We start from the raw sequence: 16,559 nt of genomic DNA on the forward strand, positions 1-16,559 counted from the left end.
GTTCAGCTTTGCTCCTCGGCCATCCAGCCGCGCATGATAGCAACCGATTCTTCTGGATGCTTATCGACCAGATCAGCGATCTTGCGGATCGAGGAGAGCCTCAGCTGACCTTCTATGTTGGCGAGCGTCGTCATCCTCTCATCCTCCAGCATGGCGACCTGCGCCGCGCCCGGGAGCGCGATGCCATCGGCACCGGCAAGCAGGCTCCCCGCCGCCACGTCTTCCCGGCCATCGATCGGCCCGGCCAGCGCCGACGGCGCCGCGATCGTCGTCAGCCGCAGCACCATCGGCCGCAAGACGACGAGCAGGGCGAGGACGCCGACGATGCCAAAGAGCAGCGTTTCGACGAGATGGACGATATCCGCGTGTTCGAGCGCAAGGCCGAACGGGCCGGTCGCCGTCGGCGTCGCGATGTCGCCCTGCGTGAAGCGCATGCTCACCACCTGCACCTGATCGCCACGCTTCTCATCGAAGCCAACAGCGCTTTTAACCAAAGCACTGATCCGCGCGATCTCTTCGGGGCTGCGCTCCTGCCATTCCAGCTTGCCATTCTTGTCCGGCATCATGGCGCCATCCACCATCACCGCGACGCTGATGCGCTGGATCTGCGGCGCGTCATGGACCAGGGTTCGCACTGATTTGCTGATTTCGTAATTCGTCGTATCTTCTTGGCGCCCTTCCTGGTTGGTGGTGTTCGAGGTGCCATTGTCGGGATTGGGCAGGTTGTTCTGCACCGAGACGTTGCTCGCGCCGTCCGTCGATTTTGAATTGTCGGTGACGCTCTGTTGGCTGCGCACCACCTGCCCGTCGGGATCGTATTTCTCCTCGGTCTGATGCAGCTGGTCGAAATTCATTTGCACCGAGGCCTCGGCACGAACATGGCCGAAGCCAAGGCTTTGCTCCAGCATCTCCTCGACCGCGCGCGAGAGGCGAAGCTCGGTCGCGCGGCGGATTTCATCCGCGGTCATCGCCGCGGCCCCATCACCGACCGGGTTGCCAGCGCGCGCGAGAAGATTGCCGCGGCTATCGACGATCGAGATATTCTGTGGTTTCAAGCTCGGCACCGCGGCGGCGACGAGATTGAGGATCGCCTGCACTTCATCGCGATCCATCCGAGACGCGCCGGCCATGGTGAGGAGCACGCTCGCCTGCGCCTCCTCGGGATCGCGCGAAAACGGCTCGCGCCGCGGGAGCACGAGATGCACCCGCGCAGCGCGAACGCCATGGATCGCGCGGATGGTGCGCGCAAGCTCGCCCTCCAGCGCCCGGGTCTGGTCGATCGCCAACTGAAACTGATTGGCGGTCAGCGTGTCGGAGCGGTCAAAGATTTCATAGCCGACCGAGCCGCCGCTCGGCAGGCCATCTTTCGCGAGCAGAAGCCGCGCCTTCGCCACCTGATCGGTGGGAACCAGGATTTCCGCGCCGTCATGGCCACTTTGATGGGCGATATGGGCGTGATCGAGCTGCTCGACGATCTGCGCTGATTCCCGCATGTCGAGATCGCTGTAGAGCAGAGCCATGCGCTGCTCAGTGCCGCGAAAGGCGAGCAGCGCGAGCAGACCGAGCGTGCCGACCGCCACCGCCGCCATCGCGGCAAGACGCAGTGGGCCGAGCGTCTTAAGGCCATCGAGCAGCGGCTGCATCACGCTGCCCCTACGCTGACCATAGCGCCTAAAACCGCCCGGCGCGCCGAAGCCGCCAAGGGCCAAAGCATCCACCGCTCCATGCTCCACCCGCTCCCGGCCATTTGGCCTTTTGCCATAGGCAGAGATTGCCGGGTGGCGATTACCTTGGGGTTAACAGCGCGGTAGATTTTGCCGGGTCGTGGCCGAGCGCCCGAGTCGGGGGCTGCCCCCAGACCACCCTTCCCTGCGCCCCACAGGCCGGGCAGAGCGGCTGCCAGGCGGCCAAGTGGACGGCGCAGGCATCACAATGCCAGGTGGGATCGGGCTCGGCCGCCGCTGCCTGCCGCAGCGCCAATGACAGGGCCTCGTTGGCGGCGGCCCGGTATTCCTCGTTGGTGGCCTCGCGCTCGGCGATGTCAGCGAGCAGCAAGAAAACGCGGCGCTGGCGCAAGGTCGCGCGCGCGGCTTCGGCGTGATGCCGTGCCTGACCAATCAGCCCCGCATCGAGCGCCACGCGGGCGAGGAGGAGATGACTTTCGGCATCATCCGCCCGCCCCGCGACCAGTGTTTCGGCGGCGCGCAGCCGGGCCATCGCGTCCGCCAGCGGCGCGAGCGCGAACGCCGCGAGATCGGGATGCGGGTTGGCCGCCCACGCGGTGCGCAACACCCGCATGACGGCCCGCTCCTTGCCGGCCGCGCGCAACCGTTCGGCATAGGCGAGAGCGGCGGGGGTGAGCCTGGGATCATCCTGAAAGGCACGGCGGGCAAGGCGTAGTGCGGCGGCGGGATCGGGCTCGGCGATCGCGGCGGCGGCGGCGTAAGCCGCGCGTGGCGCATCCGGCCCGGCCAGAGCCAGGGCCTCCGCCCAGGCGCCGCGGCGGAGCGCTATCGCCAAACGCTCGCGCCGCAGCCACGCCGCCCCAGGAAACGCGGCTTCAGCGCGCCGCGCGAGCTGCGCCGCCGCCTCCCAATCCTCCCGTCCGGCGGCCTGCTGAAACAAGCCACGCAGCCCAAGGAAACTCGCCTCGCGATGCCGCGCCAAGGTCTCGAACAGAGCCGCCGCCTCGGCATCCTGGCCGGCCTGGCGCGCGGCATAAGCGGCGAGCAGCAGGGTTTGCGGGGTATCGCCGAGCCCGCGCCGCGCCCGCTCGCTCTCGACCCGCGCCGCGGCACCTTCGCCGGCCGCGAGCGCCACCAGCGCCCGCGTCACCGCCCTCTCGCCGCGCCGCCGCGCCCGCGCCTGCCGCCAGCGCCGCCAGTGACGCGGTAAAAAAAGGAGACGGAGGATGAGCCGCACGACGCCATAGGCCAGCGCGAGCGCGATGACGAGCAAGATCGCCGCCGCCGCCCCCGAGGTTTCGATCGTCCAACCACCGATCTCGAGATTCACGACGCGCGGCAGGGCGAAAAAACCGAGGGTGAGGAGAACCGTTGCCGCGGCCGCGAGCAACAGGAACAGAACGCGCCGCATCAACGCGCCGCCAGGAGATCGGCGAGCGCGCGGCGCGCGGCGAGGAGGCTTTCGGCGTTCTGCCGCCATGGCGCGAGCGCCGCCGCCGGCGCGCCCTCGATCGGCGCCAGGGCAGCGAGCGCACCCGCGAGATCATCGTTGGCGAGCGCAGCTTCCGCCATTGCCAACTGGGCGGCAAGCCTGTCGCCAATCAGTACCTGGTCGCCGCGCCGCACCGTCACCGCAGCGCCAAGCCAATCCATCAGCCGCGCGCCCAATCCAGGTGGTGGGTTGGCGGCACGGGCGGCGGCGGCGGCGGCGGAAAACGTTGCGCGCAGGGAGGCAAGCGTCGGCGGCGGCGTCGCGGCGAAGCGCGCCAGCGCCGGCGGCGCGCCCGGCAGATCGCCGAGCGGCTGACCCGCGGCGAGCGCATTTTCCGCCTCGTGCAAGCGCACGAGGCGCGTCGTCTGGTCGGCGACGCTCGCGATCTGGCGCGCGACCGCGCCATCATTTTGCGCCAAGGTATCGAGCCGGGCTTCGTCGTCACGCAAGCGCGCCAGCAGCGCCGCAGCATCGATCGCGGCCGCGCCCTGCTTTGCTTGCGCGAGGTCGGCTTGCTGCTTGGCCAAGCTCGCGAGCCGCGCCTCATCCTCCGCCAGCCGCTGCACGAGTGCCGCCGTGTCCCCCCCTCCCGCCGGCGCCTGTTCGAGCGCTGCGAGACGTTTGGCGGTCTCCTCGAGCCGGGCCTCGAGCGGCGCGAGATCGACCTCCCCACCCGATGCGGCCGGCCGCGCCGCCACCTCGTGCTCGAGGGCGGCAAGGCGCGCCTCCGTGGCATAAGGCGGAAACCGCCAGAGATAGGCGAGGCCACCGGCGAGCAATACGAGGTCGAGCAGCACCAAAAGCGGCAACAGCGACGTCGTCCGGGCGACCGGCCGGGCAGCGTCGGCCGCCTGCACCGCGGGCGCGGTTTCGGCTTCGGCAGCGGCCTCGGTGGCGGGCGGCGACGCGGGGATGGGATCTTCGGTCATGGCAAGAGCGCCAGCAAAGCCTCCTGATCGGGATGATGAGCCTCGCGTACCTCCCGCCACGGCAAAGGGCGGAGTTCGGCGGCGGTGGCGGCACTGATCGCCAGCGCGACAAGTGCTTCGAGCCGATCGGCCATCCCCTCCGCCTCCACCAGACGCCGGAACACCCGCGCCGTCTCGGCAGAGAAAAATAGCCCGGCCCGCACTGTTGGTCCCTCCGACGACGGTCTCGATAACGATTCCGCCGGCGCCGTGAGGGCCGCGCGGGCGGCAGCCGGCAAGGAAGCCGCCGCCACCGTGGTATAGACCGCCCGGCGCAGAACGCGAAACCCCTGGGCGGTGAGCGCCGCCTCGAGAGCGGCACCTTGCCCCTCACCGACCGCGAGCAGCAGCGGCTTGCCGGCAGGGTCGAGCGTCGCGCCGGCGAGGGCGGCAAGCCGCGCCGCATCCGCCGCCGCGCTCGCGACCGCGCCATGGCCGGCGCGGCGGGCACGCGCGGCCGTTGCGTTCCCGACCGCAAGCAGGCGGAGCTGCCGATGGGTCGCCGGCAGGTGATCGACGGCGTTGCCGCTCCCGACCAAAATCGCCTGCAGCGCGCCGGGCGGCGGCAGATCGGCCGGGCATGGTAAAATTGTCAGGAGCGGGGCGATCACCGGCGTATAGCCGCGGCTGGTGAGGAGAGCCGCCGTCGCCAGCGCGGCCGGCAGCGGCCGGGTGACGAGAACGCCGCCGCCCTCCGCTCGCGTCGGCGCGGCCGGGCGGGCGTGGTCAGGCAAAGATATCGGCGGGGCTGTCTGCGCGGAGGCTCGTGCCAAGTTCGGTGCCGAGCCGCGCCGCTTCCCCGACCTCGCCGACGATCTCGCGCTTGAGCAGGAAACTGCCATCGGCGCGCGCGACGAGGCCGGTCAGATGCAGCCGCTGATCCGGCAAAACCCGCGCATAGCCGCCGATCGGCGTGCGGCAGGAGCCATCGAGACAAGCGAGCAGCGCCCGCTCGGCGGTGGCGACCGCCTTGGCCTCGGGATCCTCGATGCCGGCGAGGAGATCGAGCAGTTCCGCATCATCGGCGCGGGCGGTGATGCCGATGATCCCCTGCCCCGCCGCCGGCACCATGATTGCCGGGTCGAGAACCAGCTTCGGCACCTCGGCGAGCCCGACCCGGCGCAGCCCGGCAAGCGCGAGCAGGCTCGCGTCACACGCCCCCGCCGCGAGTTTGTCGAGCCGGGTCTGGACATTGCCGCGCAGCGTCACGATGCGAAGATCGGGCCGCGCGTGCAGCAACTGCGCCTGACGCCGCACCGAGGAGGTGCCGATCACCGCCCCTTGCGGCAGCGCGGCATAGGGATCCTCGGGTTCGCCGGCGGCACAGCCGGCGCCGAGGAGCAGCGCATCGCGCGCATCCTCGCGCCGCAAGGTGCAAGCGAGCACGATATTCGGCGGCAAAGCGGTTTCCAGGTCCTTGAGGCTGTGGACGGCGAAATCGATCCGCCCGTCCGCCAGCGCCTCATGGATTTCCTTGGCGAACAACCCCTTGCCGCCGATCTCGGCCAACCGCCGATCTTGCACCAGATCGCCGGTGGTGCGGATCGCATGCTCCTCGAACACATTCATGCTGCGCAGCACCGGGCAGAAATGGCGTAGCAGCGCGAGGAACGACCGGGTCTGCGCCAGCGCCAGCGGCGAGGCACGGGTGCCGACGCGCAGCGGCAATTCGCGCGCGTGTGGCTTGACGCGCGGGTGATGCCCGGCGCTATGGGAGGGGGCAAGGTCCATCGGGCTCTCCTAAAACCGGAGCGCTAGAAAGGAAAGCACTGACATGCAAATCGGCCATCCCGAAATCAAAGACCGGCTGGTCGCCGGCGCGGTGCTCGGGATCGAGAGTTCCTGCGACGAAACCGCGGTCGCGCTGCTCGCGGGTGACGGCCGCATTCTCGCCGAAACCGTCCACAGCCAGACCGGCGCGCACGCCGCCTTCGGCGGGGTCGTCCCGGAGGTTGCGGCGCGCGCCCATCTCACCCATCTCGCGCCGCTCACCGAGGCGGTGCTCGCCGAGGCGGGCGTCGACGAAACCGCGATCGCGGCGATCGCGGCGACCTCGGGGCCGGGGCTGATCGGCGGGCTGATCGTCGGCGCGAATTTCGGCAAGGGCCTCGCGCTCGCCTGGGGCAAACCATTTCTTCCGATCAATCATCTCGAAGCCCATGCGCTGACCGCGCGGCTCCCCGGCCTCGCCGAGGGCGGGCTCGCCTTTCCCTATCTCTTGCTTCTGGTCTCGGGCGGGCATTGCCAGTTCGTCGCGGTGGAGGGGCTCGGGCGTTATCGCGTGCTCGGGCGCACCCTCGATGACGCAGCCGGCGAGGCCTTCGACAAGGCGGCGAAGCTGCTCGGCCTCGCCTGGCCGGGCGGGCCGGCGCTCGAGCGCCTGGCGGCCGAGGGCGACCCGCGCGCGATGGCGCTGCCGCGCCCGCTGCTCGGCCGCGCCGGCTGCGATTTCAGTTTTTCCGGCCTCAAAACCGCGCTCGCGCAGGCCGTCGCCGGGTTCCCGCCGGGCCCCTTGCCGCGCACCGCCGCCGCCGATCTTGCCGCGAGTTTTCAAGCGGCGGTCACCGACGTGCTCGCCGATCGCACCGATCACGCCCTCGCCCTCTTTCGTGCCCGCCATCCCGGCGCGGCGAGCCTGGTCATCGGCGGCGGGGTCGCGGCCAATCAGGCGATCCGCGCCGCGCTCACCACGATCGCCGCGCGGCAGGGGTTTCGCCTGATCGCGCCGCCGCTTCGGCTCTGCACCGACAATGCGGTGATGGTCGCCTGGGCAGGGATCGAGCGGCTGCGAGCCGGCGCGCTCGGCGATCTCGCGCACGCGCCACGCCCGCGCTGGCCACTGGATGCGCCCGACATGGCGCTCACGCCAACCCCGGTCGCCTGATGAATTACCGCCATGCCTTCCACGCCGGCAATTTCGCCGATTGCGTCAAGCACGCGCTGCTGGTGTGGCTGGTGCGCGCCTTGCAGCGCAAGGACAAACCAGCATTTTTTCTCGATACCCACGCCGGCCGCGGCCGCTATGACCTCGAAAGCGCCGAGGCGAGGCGCACCGGCGAGTGGCGCGACGGCATCGCCCGCCTGCGCGCCGCCCCCGACCCGGTGCTCGGCGATTATCTCGGCGTTGTCGAACAGCTCGGCCTCTATCCCGGCTCGCCGCTATTGATCCGGGCCTTGATGCGCGCGGGCGACCGGCTCGCCTGCTGCGAATGGCATGCCGAGGAAGCGGCGGCGCTCAAGCGGCTTTTTGCCGGCGATCCCGCGGTTGCCGTCCATCGGCGCGACGGCTGGGAAGCGCTCGGCGCCTTGCTGCCGCCGCCCGAACGGCGTGGCCTTACCCTCATCGACCCGCCTTTCGAGGCCGAGGACGAGTTTGAGCGCCTCGCCGACGGTCTCCGCCGCGCCCATCGCCGGTTCGCGACCGGCGTGCTTGCCGCCTGGTATCCGATCAAATCGCGCGCCCGCGTGCGGCAAATCCACGCTCTGCTGCGCGAAAGCGGTTTCGCCGACGCGCTGGCAGCCGAACTCTGCCGGCGCGCGCCGCGCGACCCGGCGATGCTCAACGGCTGCGGCGTCATCATCGTCAACCCGCCTTTCGGGTTCGCCGAGGCGGCGACGGCGCTGCTGCGCGCCTTGCATGACCGGCTGGCGGAGGACGAAGGCAGTTTTCACCGCGTGCTGCCGCTTGCCAGCGCTGTGACGGCCGTGCCATGAGCCGGGTCGCGGTCATCGGCGCCGGCGCCTGGGGAACCGCACTCGCCGCCCAAGCGGCACGCGCCGGCAACGACGTCACGCTCTGGGCGCGCGAGCCGACGCGTGCCCGCGCCATCGCAAAGACGCGGGAAAATCCGCGTCTTCCCGGCATTGCCCTCGACCCCGCCATCACCGTCACCGCCGATCTTTCGGCGATCACCGCCGATCTCTTCCTGCTCGCCGTGCCGGTGCAGCATCTTCGCGCCGTCGCGCAGGGCGTGCCAGCGGGCCCGGCGGTGATCTGCGCCAAGGGGATAGAGGCGTCGAGCCTGCTGTTACCCTCGGAAATGCTGGCCGAACTCGCGCCGGCGCGGCCGCTCGCGGTGCTGAGCGGGCCGAATTTCGCGGCCGAGATCGCGCGCGGCCTTCCCGCCGCCGCCGTCATCGCCGCGCGCGAGGCCTCGCTTCGCCTCTCGGTCATGGCAAGGCTCGCAAGCGATCAATTCCGCCTCTACGGCAATGACGATCCGATCGGCGCCGAACTCGGGGGGGCGGCGAAAAACGTCATCGCCATCGCCGCCGGCGCGGTGATCGGCGCGGGGTTGGGCGAAAACGCCCGTGCCGCGCTGATCACACGGGGGCTCGCGGAAATGGCGCGGCTGGCGCGAGCGCTCGGCGGCAAGCCGGAGACCATGACCGGGCTTTCCGGCCTCGGCGATCTCGTGCTCACCGCGACCGGCCCGATGAGCCGCAATTTCAGCCTCGGCCTCGCGCTCGGCCGGGGCGAAGCTCTTGCCGCCGTGCTTGCCCATCAACGCGGCGTCACCGAAGGCGTCGCGACCGCTCCGGCGCTGGTCGCGCGCGCGGCGAAAGCCGGCTGCGAAGTGCCGATCTGCGCCGCCGTCGCCGCGGTGCTCGCCGGGCAAGCCAGCCTCCGCGCCGCGATGATGGCATTGCTTGCGCGGCCACTGCGGGATGAGTGACGGCGAGAGAGAAAAATCGTTCGTTTTTAGAAAAAAGAAAAAACTTTTGTCGGTTGGGCGGCGCTGGCAGCGCCGCCCGCCGGGAAGCCGAGAGCGTTATTTCTGGGCGAAAGCCTTGTCCCAGACGGCGTGAGTGGTTGCGCCCTCGGGGCGTTTGGAGATCACCGGATCGGATTTGCCGGCGAGCAGTTCGTCCACCGTGCGCTCATAAGACGCCGGCTCGAGATAGCCGAGGCCATGGCTGCTGCCGGGAATGAGCTTCGCGACCTCGCTCATCATCGTCGTCTGATGCCGCTCGGTCTGGGCGCCGGTCGTGTCATTGTCGAGCACGATCGCGACCGCCTCCTTCTGGTGATCCATCGCATACTGCCAGCCCTTCATCGAGCCACGCAGAAACCGCGCCAGGCGATCGACCATTTGTGGATCGCTGAGCTTCGGCTGTAGCGCGTAAAGCCCGTCTTCGAGGGTCGCAACCCCCTCGGTCTCGTATTTGAACACGACAAGCTGATCAGGCTTCATGCCGGCCTCGATCAATTGCCAGTATTCGTTATAGGTCATGGTCGAGATGCACGCCGCCTGTTTCTGCAGCAAGGGATCGACGTTGAAACCCTGCTTCAAAACCTTGACATCGGCATTGGGGCCGGAGGTGGTGTAATTCAGCTTCGCCATCCAGGCGAGAAACGGATATTCGTTGCCGGCGAACCACACGCCGAGCGTCTTACCCTTGAAATCCTTCGGCGTGCGCACGCCGCTATCCTTGCGGCAGGTGAGTTCGAGGCCGGATTTCTGGAACACCTGCGCGATATTGACGAGCGGCACACCTTTTTCCCGGGTTGCGAGCGCCGAGGGCATCCAGTCGACCACGACATCGGCGCCGCCGCCAGCGATCACCTGCGAGGGATTGATGTCCGGGCCACCGGGCTTGATGGTGACGTCGAGATTTTCATCCTTGTAAAACCCCTTGGCCTTGGCGACGTAATAGCCGGCGAATTGCGCCTGCGTCACCCATTTGAGCTGCAAGGTCAGCGGATCGGCGGCAAGCGCCGGGCGCATCATGCTTCCGGCGAGAAAGATGGCGGAAAGCAGCAGTGATCTCTTCATTATGTCCCCCTTCGATGCGTTTACGATGAGCCGCGAAACGATGGATGCCAGAACGTCACGGCACGTTCGAGCAAGGCAAGCGCACCAAAACTCAGCGAGCCGGCCAAGGCCGCGACGGTGATGGTCGCCCAGACCAGATCGAGATTCATCTTCGCCGCCTCCGTCGAAATGCGAAACCCCATGCCAAGGATCGGGGTTCCGAAAAACTCGGCGACCACCGCGCCGATCAAGGCCAGCGTCGAGTTAAGCTTGAGCGCCGTGAAAATATGCGGCAGGGCCGCGGGCAAACGGAGCTTCCACAGCGTCGCGGCGTAACTTGCGGCATAGCTTTGCATCAGATCGCGCTCGATCGCGCCGGCTTCGGCAAGGCCGGCGGTGGTGTTCACCAGCATCGGGAAAAACGTCATCACCACGACGACCGCAGCCTTGGACGGCCATTCGAACCCGAACCACATCACCATGATCGGCGCGATGCCGACGATCGGCATGGCGCTCACCATGTTTCCCAGCGGCAAAAGCCCACGCTTGAGGAACGGCGAGCGGTCGATCGCGAGCGCGACCAGGAAGCCAGCGCCGCAGCCAAGCGCATAGCCGGCGATGACGGCGTGGAGATAGGTCTGCGCGAAATCCTGGGTGAGCAGCGCGAGATGGATGCCAAATGCGCGCGCGATCGCGCTCGGCGGCGGCAGAAGCACGAAAGGAATTGCCAACCCGAGAACCAGCATCTCCCAGAGCCAGAGCAGGAGAAGGCCGAACAAGACCGGCGTTGCGAGTCGGGCGAACCATCCCTCGCCACGGGCAAATCCCACCATCGCAAGAAACAGCGCAAAGACCGCGATCACCGCGAGCGCGAGCGCAGCAGCGGGTATCGCATGCACGACCGCGATCCGCGCAAGCGTTGCCGCAATCAACCCGAGGCCGGCCCAGATCAGCGGCGCCCGAGTCATAGCCGCCCTCCCCGGCTGCGCGCCGCCAGCGTCTCGATCAGCGACACCGCGGCGAGGCCCAGCATCGACATCGCCGCCGCCATGAACAAAGCCGCCCAGATCTGCACCGTCTGGCCATAATAGGAGCCCGCGAGCAGCCGCGCGCCGAGCCCGGCCTGCGCCCCGGTCGGCAATTCCGCGACGATCGCACCGACCAGGGCGAGCGTCACGGCGATGCGGAGAGCAGGGAACAAAAACCCGAGCGAGGCCGGAAAGCGCAGCAGCGAAAACACCTGCGCCGGCCGCGCGTCATAGGTGCGCAGGAGATCGAGCTGCAGCGGATCGGGCGCGCGCAAGCCCTTCACCATGCCGACGGTGATGGGGAAAAACGCGAGATAGCCGGCGATCGCCGCTTTCGGCAGCAACCCGGTGATGCCGAGATTGCCGAGCACGACAACGACCATCGGCGCGATCGCGAGCACCGGAACCGTCTGGCTCGCGATCACCCAAGGCATCAATGAGCGGTCGAGCAGACGGACATGAACGATGCCGATGGCGAGCAGAAGGCCGAACGCGAGCGCAAAACCGAGCCCGGCGAGGGCTGCCGAAACCGTCACCCAAGCGTGATAGACGAGGCTGCGCGGCGAGGTCACCGGATGCGTAAACAGGCTTTGCTCGAGTTCGACCGCGATCTGATGCGGCGCCGGCAAAACCGGCCGCGTCATCGACCAGGTGGCGGCGACGAGATCACGCGCCCCCGCCCCTTCCGCCAATTGCTCGCGCGCTTGCGGCGCGTTGAGGAAAATCGCGCCGAGATACCAAACGATCAGCAACACGCCGATGATCGCAATCAGCGGCAAAACCGCGCCTTCCCGCGCGAACGGCGTGCGGCCGCTGCGCATCTAGCGCTCAATCATAGGAATGCCCGGCGCGCAACGCCTCGCGCACCCGGTGGGCGACGGCAAGGAAAGCCGGAGTCTCACGCAGATCGAGATCACGCGTCGCCGGCAAATCGTTCTCGATAATCTCAACGACACGCCCCGGCCGCGCCGACATGACAACGATGCGGGTCGAGAGAAACACCGCCTCGGGGATGGAGTGCGTGACGAACACCGCCGTCATGCTGGTGCGCCGCCAGAGTTCGTGGAGATGGAGATTGAGCCCGTCGCGGGTGATTTCGTCGAGCGCACCGAACGGTTCGTCCATCAGGAGAAGTTGCGGCTCGAACGCGAGCGCACGCGCAATCGAAACCCGCTGCTGCATGCCGCCGGAAAGCTGCCAGGGGAATTTGCGCGCGAAATCGCCGAGCCCGACAAGGCCGAGATAACGCGCCGCCCGGCTTTCGCGCTCGCGCCGCGCCATCCCCATGATCTCGAGCGGCAGCATGACGTTGCGCGCGACGTTGCGCCATGGATAGAGCGCCGGCGCCTGAAAGACATAGCCATAGGCGCGGCGCCGGCGGGCTTGCTCTGGGGTCATGCCGTTGACCAGCAGCGACCCCGAGGTTGGGCGTTCGAGATCGGCGATGGCGCGAAGCAACGTCGTCTTGCCACAGCCGGACGGGCCGATGAGCGAGACGAAATCCCCGGCCGCGATGCTGAGATCGACCCCGGAGAGTGCGGTCACGCGCTGGCCACCGGCATCAAACACCAAGGAGACATCGCGCGCCGATACCACCGCCGCCGGGATCACCGTCTCGTCGCGCATGGCCGTCTCAAGCAGCGCCATCTCCGCCATTCAGGCTCGTGCCCCCTCCGCCAGCCGGGCATCGGTCGCGAGCACGGCGCGCAGCAGCACATCGGCCCCCGCCGCGACATGTTCGGGCTCGGCTTTTTCCAATTCATTATGGCTGACGCCGCGCTCGCACGGGACAAAGATCATCGCCGTCGGCGCGACCGCGGCGACGTAAGCCGCATCATGCCCGGCGCCGGAGATGATCTCGCGCGAGGGCAGCCCGAGATCGCGCGCCGCCTCGCGTACCGCATCGACGCACGCCTTGGCGAAGGGCACCGGCGGCGAGTTCCAGACACGCTCCAACGCAAGCGAAACCCCGCTCGCCTCGGCGATGGCGTTGAGTTCGCTGGTGATCTCTTCCTCCATCGTCGCCAGCACGGCATCTTGCGGGTGGCGGATGTCGATGGTGAAAAACGTCTTGCCGGGGATGACGTTGCGGCTGTTGGGCTGTGCCTCGATCAACCCGACGGTCGCAACGGCGTGCGGCGCGTGGCGGCGGCCGACGGCGTTGATCGCCGCGATCATCTGCGCGCTCGCGAGCAACGCGTCTTTCCTCATCGGCATCGGCGTCGAGCCGGCATGGCAATCCTCGCCCTCGACCGTCACCTCGTACCAACGCATCCCCTGGACGTCGGTCACGACGCCGATGATTTTACCTTCCGCTTCCAGGATCGGACCCTGTTCGATATGGAGTTCGAAGAACGCCGAAAGCGGGTGCGCGCCGCACGGTGCCTCGCCGCGATAGCCGATCCGCTCGAGTTCCTCGCCGAAACTCTTGCCTTCGCGATCGGCGCGGGCATAGGCGTACTCGCGCGAAAATTTGCCCGCAAACACGCCGGAGGCAAGCATCGCGGGGGCAAAGCGCGAGCCCTCCTCATTGGTCCAGTCGATAACTTCGATCGGCGCCTCGGTCTCGATCCCGGCCTCATTCAGCGTGCGCAGCAATTCGAGGCCGGAGAGAACGCCGATGATGCCATCGAATTTGCCGCCCGAGGGCTGCGTATCGAGATGGCTTCCGACCGCGATCGGCGCGAGATTGGGGTTTTTGCCGGGTCGGCGCGCAAAAATATTGCCCATATCATCAACGGTGATGCTGCACCCAGCTTTCTTGCAGGCATCGACGAACCAATCCCGCACCCGCCGATCGAGATCAGAAAGCGTCAGGCGCCGCACGCCACCCTTGGCGGTCGCGCCGATTTGCGCGGTCTCCATGATGGTGTCCCAAAGCCGCTCGGCATTGATCCGGAGATTGGTGGCTTTCTGGCTCATTCCGCGGCCTCCCGGAGAGGGTTGTTCGGGTGGTGTTTCCAGGTCAGTTTCGGCTTGCCGGTTGGCACCTCGACCATGCTGATGCAATTTTCCACCGGGCAGACATGATGGCAGAGATTGCAGCCGACGCATTCGGCGTCGATCACCGAGAAGTGCCGCCCGCCCTGTTCGCGCGTGAACGCGATCGCCTGATGCGAAGTGTCCTCACAAGCGATGTAACAAAGGCCGCATTGGATGCAGAGCGCCTGATCGATGCGGGCGATGGTTTTGTAGTTGAGATCGAGCGCCTCCCAATTGACGAAATTCTTGACCGCGCGGCCGGTGAAATCGGCGATCCGGGCATAGCCCTTCTCGTCCATCCAGTTCGAAAGCCCAGCCGCCATGTCTTCGACGATCCGAAACCCGCGATGCATCGCAGCCGTGCAAACCTGCACCGAGCCTGCGCCGAGCGCGATGAATTCGGCGGCATCGCGCCAGGTCGAAATACCCCCGATGCCGGAAATCGGAAGTGAAGCGGTTTCTGGATCGCGCGCGATCTCGGCGACCATGCGGAGTGCGATCGGCTTCACCGCCGGGCCGCAATAGCCGCCATGCGACCCCTGCCCGCCGACCACTGGTTCGGGCGCCATGGCGTCAAGATCGACGGCGACGATCGATTGGACAGTGTTGATCAGCGAGACGGCATCGGCGCCGCCACGCTTTGCCGCCCGCGCCGGCGCCCGGATATCGGTGATGTTGGGGGTGAGTTTGACGATCACCGGCATGCGCGAATGCTGCTTGCACCAGCGCGTCACCATCTCGACATACTCGGGCACCTGGCCGACCGCCGAACCCATGCCGCGCTCTGACATGCCATGCGGGCAGCCGAAATTGAGTTCGATGCCGTCAGCGCCGGTTTCCTCGACCAGCGGCAGGATGCGGCGCCAGCTTTCCTCCTCGCACGGCACCATCAGGCTGACGATCACGGCGCGATCCGGCCAATCGCGCTTGACCGTTTTGATCTCGCGCAGATTGACCGCGAGCGGGCGGTCGGTGATCAGCTCGATATTGGAAAATCCCGCCATCCGCGCGCCGTTGAACGAGGTCGCGCCGTAGCGGCTGGAGACATTGACGATCGGCGGATCCTCGCCGAGCGTCTTCCAGACGACGCCGCCCCAGCCGGCGCGAAAGGCGCGAACGACATTATATTCCTTGTCGGTCGGCGGCGCCGAGGCGAGCCAGAACGGGTTCGGCGCCTTGATACCCGCAAATTCGACGCGAAGATCAGCCATGGGCGTGCTCCTTCTCCCCCGCCAGCGCGGCATCGATCGCCGCCGCCGCGATCTTGCCGTCTTGGACCGCGCGCACTGTGAGATCGATCCCGGCGACGCAATCGCCGCCGGCATAAACGCCGGCAAGGCTGGTGCGGCGCGCGGCATCGACAACGATTCGGCCATCGCGCACCACCGGGAAATCCTCATGCTCGGGAAGAATGAAGCGCTGGCCAACGGCTTTGAAGACCTGATCGGCGCCGAGGGTGAATTCGCCGCCCTCGAGCACGACCCTGCCCTGCTCATCGAGGCGGGTGCGCGCAAAAACCACGCCGCGCACCGCGCCCGCCTCGCCGATCACCCGCACCGGCGTTGCGAAATGGCGGATGGTGACGCCATGGGTCTGCGCCCAGGCTTGCTCATCATGGGTTGCCGACATTTGCGCAGGCCCACGGCGATAGACGATCGTGACCTCTTCGGCGCCGAGGAGACGCGCCTGGGTCGCGGCATCGATCGCCGTATTGCCGCCGCCGATGACCACGACGCGGCGCCCGATCGGGATCTCCGCCTTGTCCGGCGCCTGCCGCAGCCGGGCGATGAACGAGACCGCGTCCTCGAGGCCGAAAAGCGGCGTCTCCTCGATCCCGAGCGCGTTCACGCCGCCCTGGCCAAGGCCGAGGAAGACGGCGTCATAGTCGCGCCGCAGCCTCGCGAGCGAGAGATCGACCCCGAGCGCGCGGCCGGTGGTGATGCTGATATTACCGATGCCAAGAAGAAAATCGATTTCACGGCGGGCGAAATCATCGGGGAGTTTGTAGGCGGCGATGCCATATTCATTGAGCCCGCCGGGCTTGCCGCGCGCCTCGAACACCTCGGCGCGGTGGCCGGCGCGGGCGAGGCGATGGGCGCAGGCGAGGCCGGCGGGGCCGGCGCCGATGATGGCGATGCGCCGCCCGCTCGCCGGGGCGGCAACGAAGGGATGGCGGTTCCGCGCCATCAGCCAATCGGTCGCGCGCCGCTGCAAGGCGCCGATCGCGACCGGGCGTTCTTCCTCCTTCATGCGCACGCAAGCGCGCTCGCAGAGGATCTCCGTCGGGCAGACGCGGGCGCAGCTTCCGCCGAAAATATTCTCCTCGAGAATTTTGATGGCGGCGCCGGCCAGGTTGCCGGTCGCGATGCCGCGGATGAAGCCGGGGACATCGATCCCGGTCGGGCAGGCCGCGGTGCAGGGGGCGTCGAAACAAAAATAGCAGCGGTTGGCCTCGACGATCGCGGCATCCGGCGACAGCGGTGGGTGGGCATCGACGAAATCGCCGGCGATTTCCGCCGATGGACGGCGATGGGCGACGATATCCGGAACGGCGGAGGCGTCGGTGGGGCCGGTCATGGGCGCGCGGGGCTCCGTTTGCTGAGTTTCTGCGGCGTAGCGTGATAGAAATTGACTGCCTGGTCAACTTC

General features: G+C 67.8%; 15 protein-coding genes. 3 read left to right on the top strand and 12 right to left on the bottom strand.

Annotated features, from left to right (window positions below; genetic code table 11):
* Positions 1-2: 2 nt before the first annotated feature.
* From fliF to hemC, 5 genes are all read right to left on the bottom strand, one after another.
* Complete coding sequence (gene fliF / locus DEF76_RS11680) at positions 3-1,718, bottom strand: flagellar basal-body MS-ring/collar protein FliF (protein WP_240318989.1); 1,716 nt, start codon at positions 1,716-1,718, stop codon at positions 3-5.
* 67 nt (positions 1,719-1,785) lie between these two features.
* Entirely contained in the window at positions 1,786-3,096 is a 1,311-nt protein-coding gene (locus DEF76_RS11685; RefSeq protein ID WP_162800614.1) for a heme biosynthesis HemY N-terminal domain-containing protein, read from the bottom strand.
* Positions 3,096-4,106 (bottom strand): hypothetical protein, encoded by a 1,011-nt coding sequence (locus DEF76_RS11690; protein WP_114912483.1) that lies wholly within the window; start codon positions 4,104-4,106, stop codon positions 3,096-3,098. Before DEF76_RS11690 ends, DEF76_RS11685 begins: the two co-directional genes overlap by 1 nt.
* A complete protein-coding gene (locus DEF76_RS11695) occupies positions 4,103-4,879 on the bottom strand; it encodes a uroporphyrinogen-III synthase (protein WP_162800615.1) in 777 nt (258 codons plus the stop codon). The genes DEF76_RS11690 and DEF76_RS11695 overlap by 4 nt, the downstream gene beginning before the upstream one ends.
* Positions 4,872-5,876 (bottom strand): hydroxymethylbilane synthase, encoded by a 1,005-nt coding sequence (gene hemC, locus DEF76_RS11700; RefSeq protein WP_114912485.1) that lies wholly within the window; start codon positions 5,874-5,876, stop codon positions 4,872-4,874. Before hemC ends, DEF76_RS11695 begins: the two co-directional genes overlap by 8 nt.
* Before the next feature lie 43 nt (positions 5,877-5,919).
* Between hemC and tsaD the strand changes: the two genes are divergently transcribed.
* From tsaD to DEF76_RS11715, 3 genes are read left to right on the top strand one after another with little or no spacing between them, the layout of a single operon-like run.
* Positions 5,920-7,029 carry a tRNA (adenosine(37)-N6)-threonylcarbamoyltransferase complex transferase subunit TsaD gene (gene tsaD / locus DEF76_RS11705; RefSeq protein ID WP_114912486.1) on the top strand — a complete coding sequence of 370 codons (1,110 nt, stop codon included), beginning with the start codon at positions 5,920-5,922 and terminating at the stop codon, positions 7,027-7,029.
* Entirely contained in the window at positions 7,029-7,859 is an 831-nt protein-coding gene (locus tag DEF76_RS11710; RefSeq protein ID WP_114912487.1) for a 23S rRNA (adenine(2030)-N(6))-methyltransferase RlmJ, read from the top strand. Before tsaD ends, DEF76_RS11710 begins: the two co-directional genes overlap by 1 nt.
* Positions 7,856-8,821 carry an NAD(P)H-dependent glycerol-3-phosphate dehydrogenase gene (locus tag DEF76_RS11715; RefSeq protein ID WP_114912488.1) on the top strand — a complete coding sequence of 322 codons (966 nt, stop codon included), beginning with the start codon at positions 7,856-7,858 and terminating at the stop codon, positions 8,819-8,821. Before DEF76_RS11710 ends, DEF76_RS11715 begins: the two co-directional genes overlap by 4 nt.
* Positions 8,822-8,917: 96 nt before the next feature.
* On the opposite strand, the gene DEF76_RS11720 is transcribed toward DEF76_RS11715, so the two are convergent.
* Genes DEF76_RS11720 through DEF76_RS11750 form a run of 7 tightly spaced genes read right to left on the bottom strand, consistent with a single transcriptional unit; the run spans position 8,918 to position 16,488 of the window.
* Positions 8,918-9,922, bottom strand: a complete 1,005-nt coding sequence (locus DEF76_RS11720; protein ID WP_114912489.1) for an ABC transporter substrate-binding protein — start codon at positions 9,920-9,922, stop codon at positions 8,918-8,920.
* A gap of 20 nt (positions 9,923-9,942) precedes the next feature.
* Entirely contained in the window at positions 9,943-10,869 is a 927-nt protein-coding gene (locus DEF76_RS11725) for an ABC transporter permease (RefSeq protein WP_114912490.1), read from the bottom strand.
* Positions 10,866-11,750: an ABC transporter permease gene (locus DEF76_RS11730; RefSeq protein WP_114912491.1), complete on the bottom strand. Its 885-nt coding sequence runs from the start codon at positions 11,748-11,750 to the stop codon at positions 10,866-10,868. The genes DEF76_RS11725 and DEF76_RS11730 overlap by 4 nt, the downstream gene beginning before the upstream one ends.
* Before the next feature lie 7 nt (positions 11,751-11,757).
* The gene (locus tag DEF76_RS11735) at positions 11,758-12,585 is read right to left on the bottom strand and encodes an ABC transporter ATP-binding protein (protein WP_408842133.1); all 828 of its coding nucleotides are present in this window, start codon (positions 12,583-12,585) and stop codon (positions 11,758-11,760) included.
* Complete coding sequence (locus DEF76_RS11740; protein ID WP_114912492.1) at positions 12,586-13,851, bottom strand: Zn-dependent hydrolase; 1,266 nt, start codon at positions 13,849-13,851, stop codon at positions 12,586-12,588.
* Entirely contained in the window at positions 13,848-15,122 is a 1,275-nt protein-coding gene (gene preA, locus DEF76_RS11745) for an NAD-dependent dihydropyrimidine dehydrogenase subunit PreA (protein WP_114912493.1), read from the bottom strand. The genes DEF76_RS11740 and preA overlap by 4 nt, the downstream gene beginning before the upstream one ends.
* On the bottom strand, positions 15,115-16,488 hold the full coding sequence (locus DEF76_RS11750) for an NAD(P)-dependent oxidoreductase (RefSeq protein ID WP_114912494.1): 1,374 nt from the start codon (positions 16,486-16,488) through the stop codon (positions 15,115-15,117). The genes preA and DEF76_RS11750 overlap by 8 nt, the downstream gene beginning before the upstream one ends.
* Positions 16,489-16,559: the final 71 nt, after the last annotated feature.

Source organism: Acidibrevibacterium fodinaquatile (assembly GCF_003352165.1).
Taxonomy (GTDB): domain Bacteria; phylum Pseudomonadota; class Alphaproteobacteria; order Acetobacterales; family Acetobacteraceae; genus Acidibrevibacterium; species Acidibrevibacterium fodinaquatile.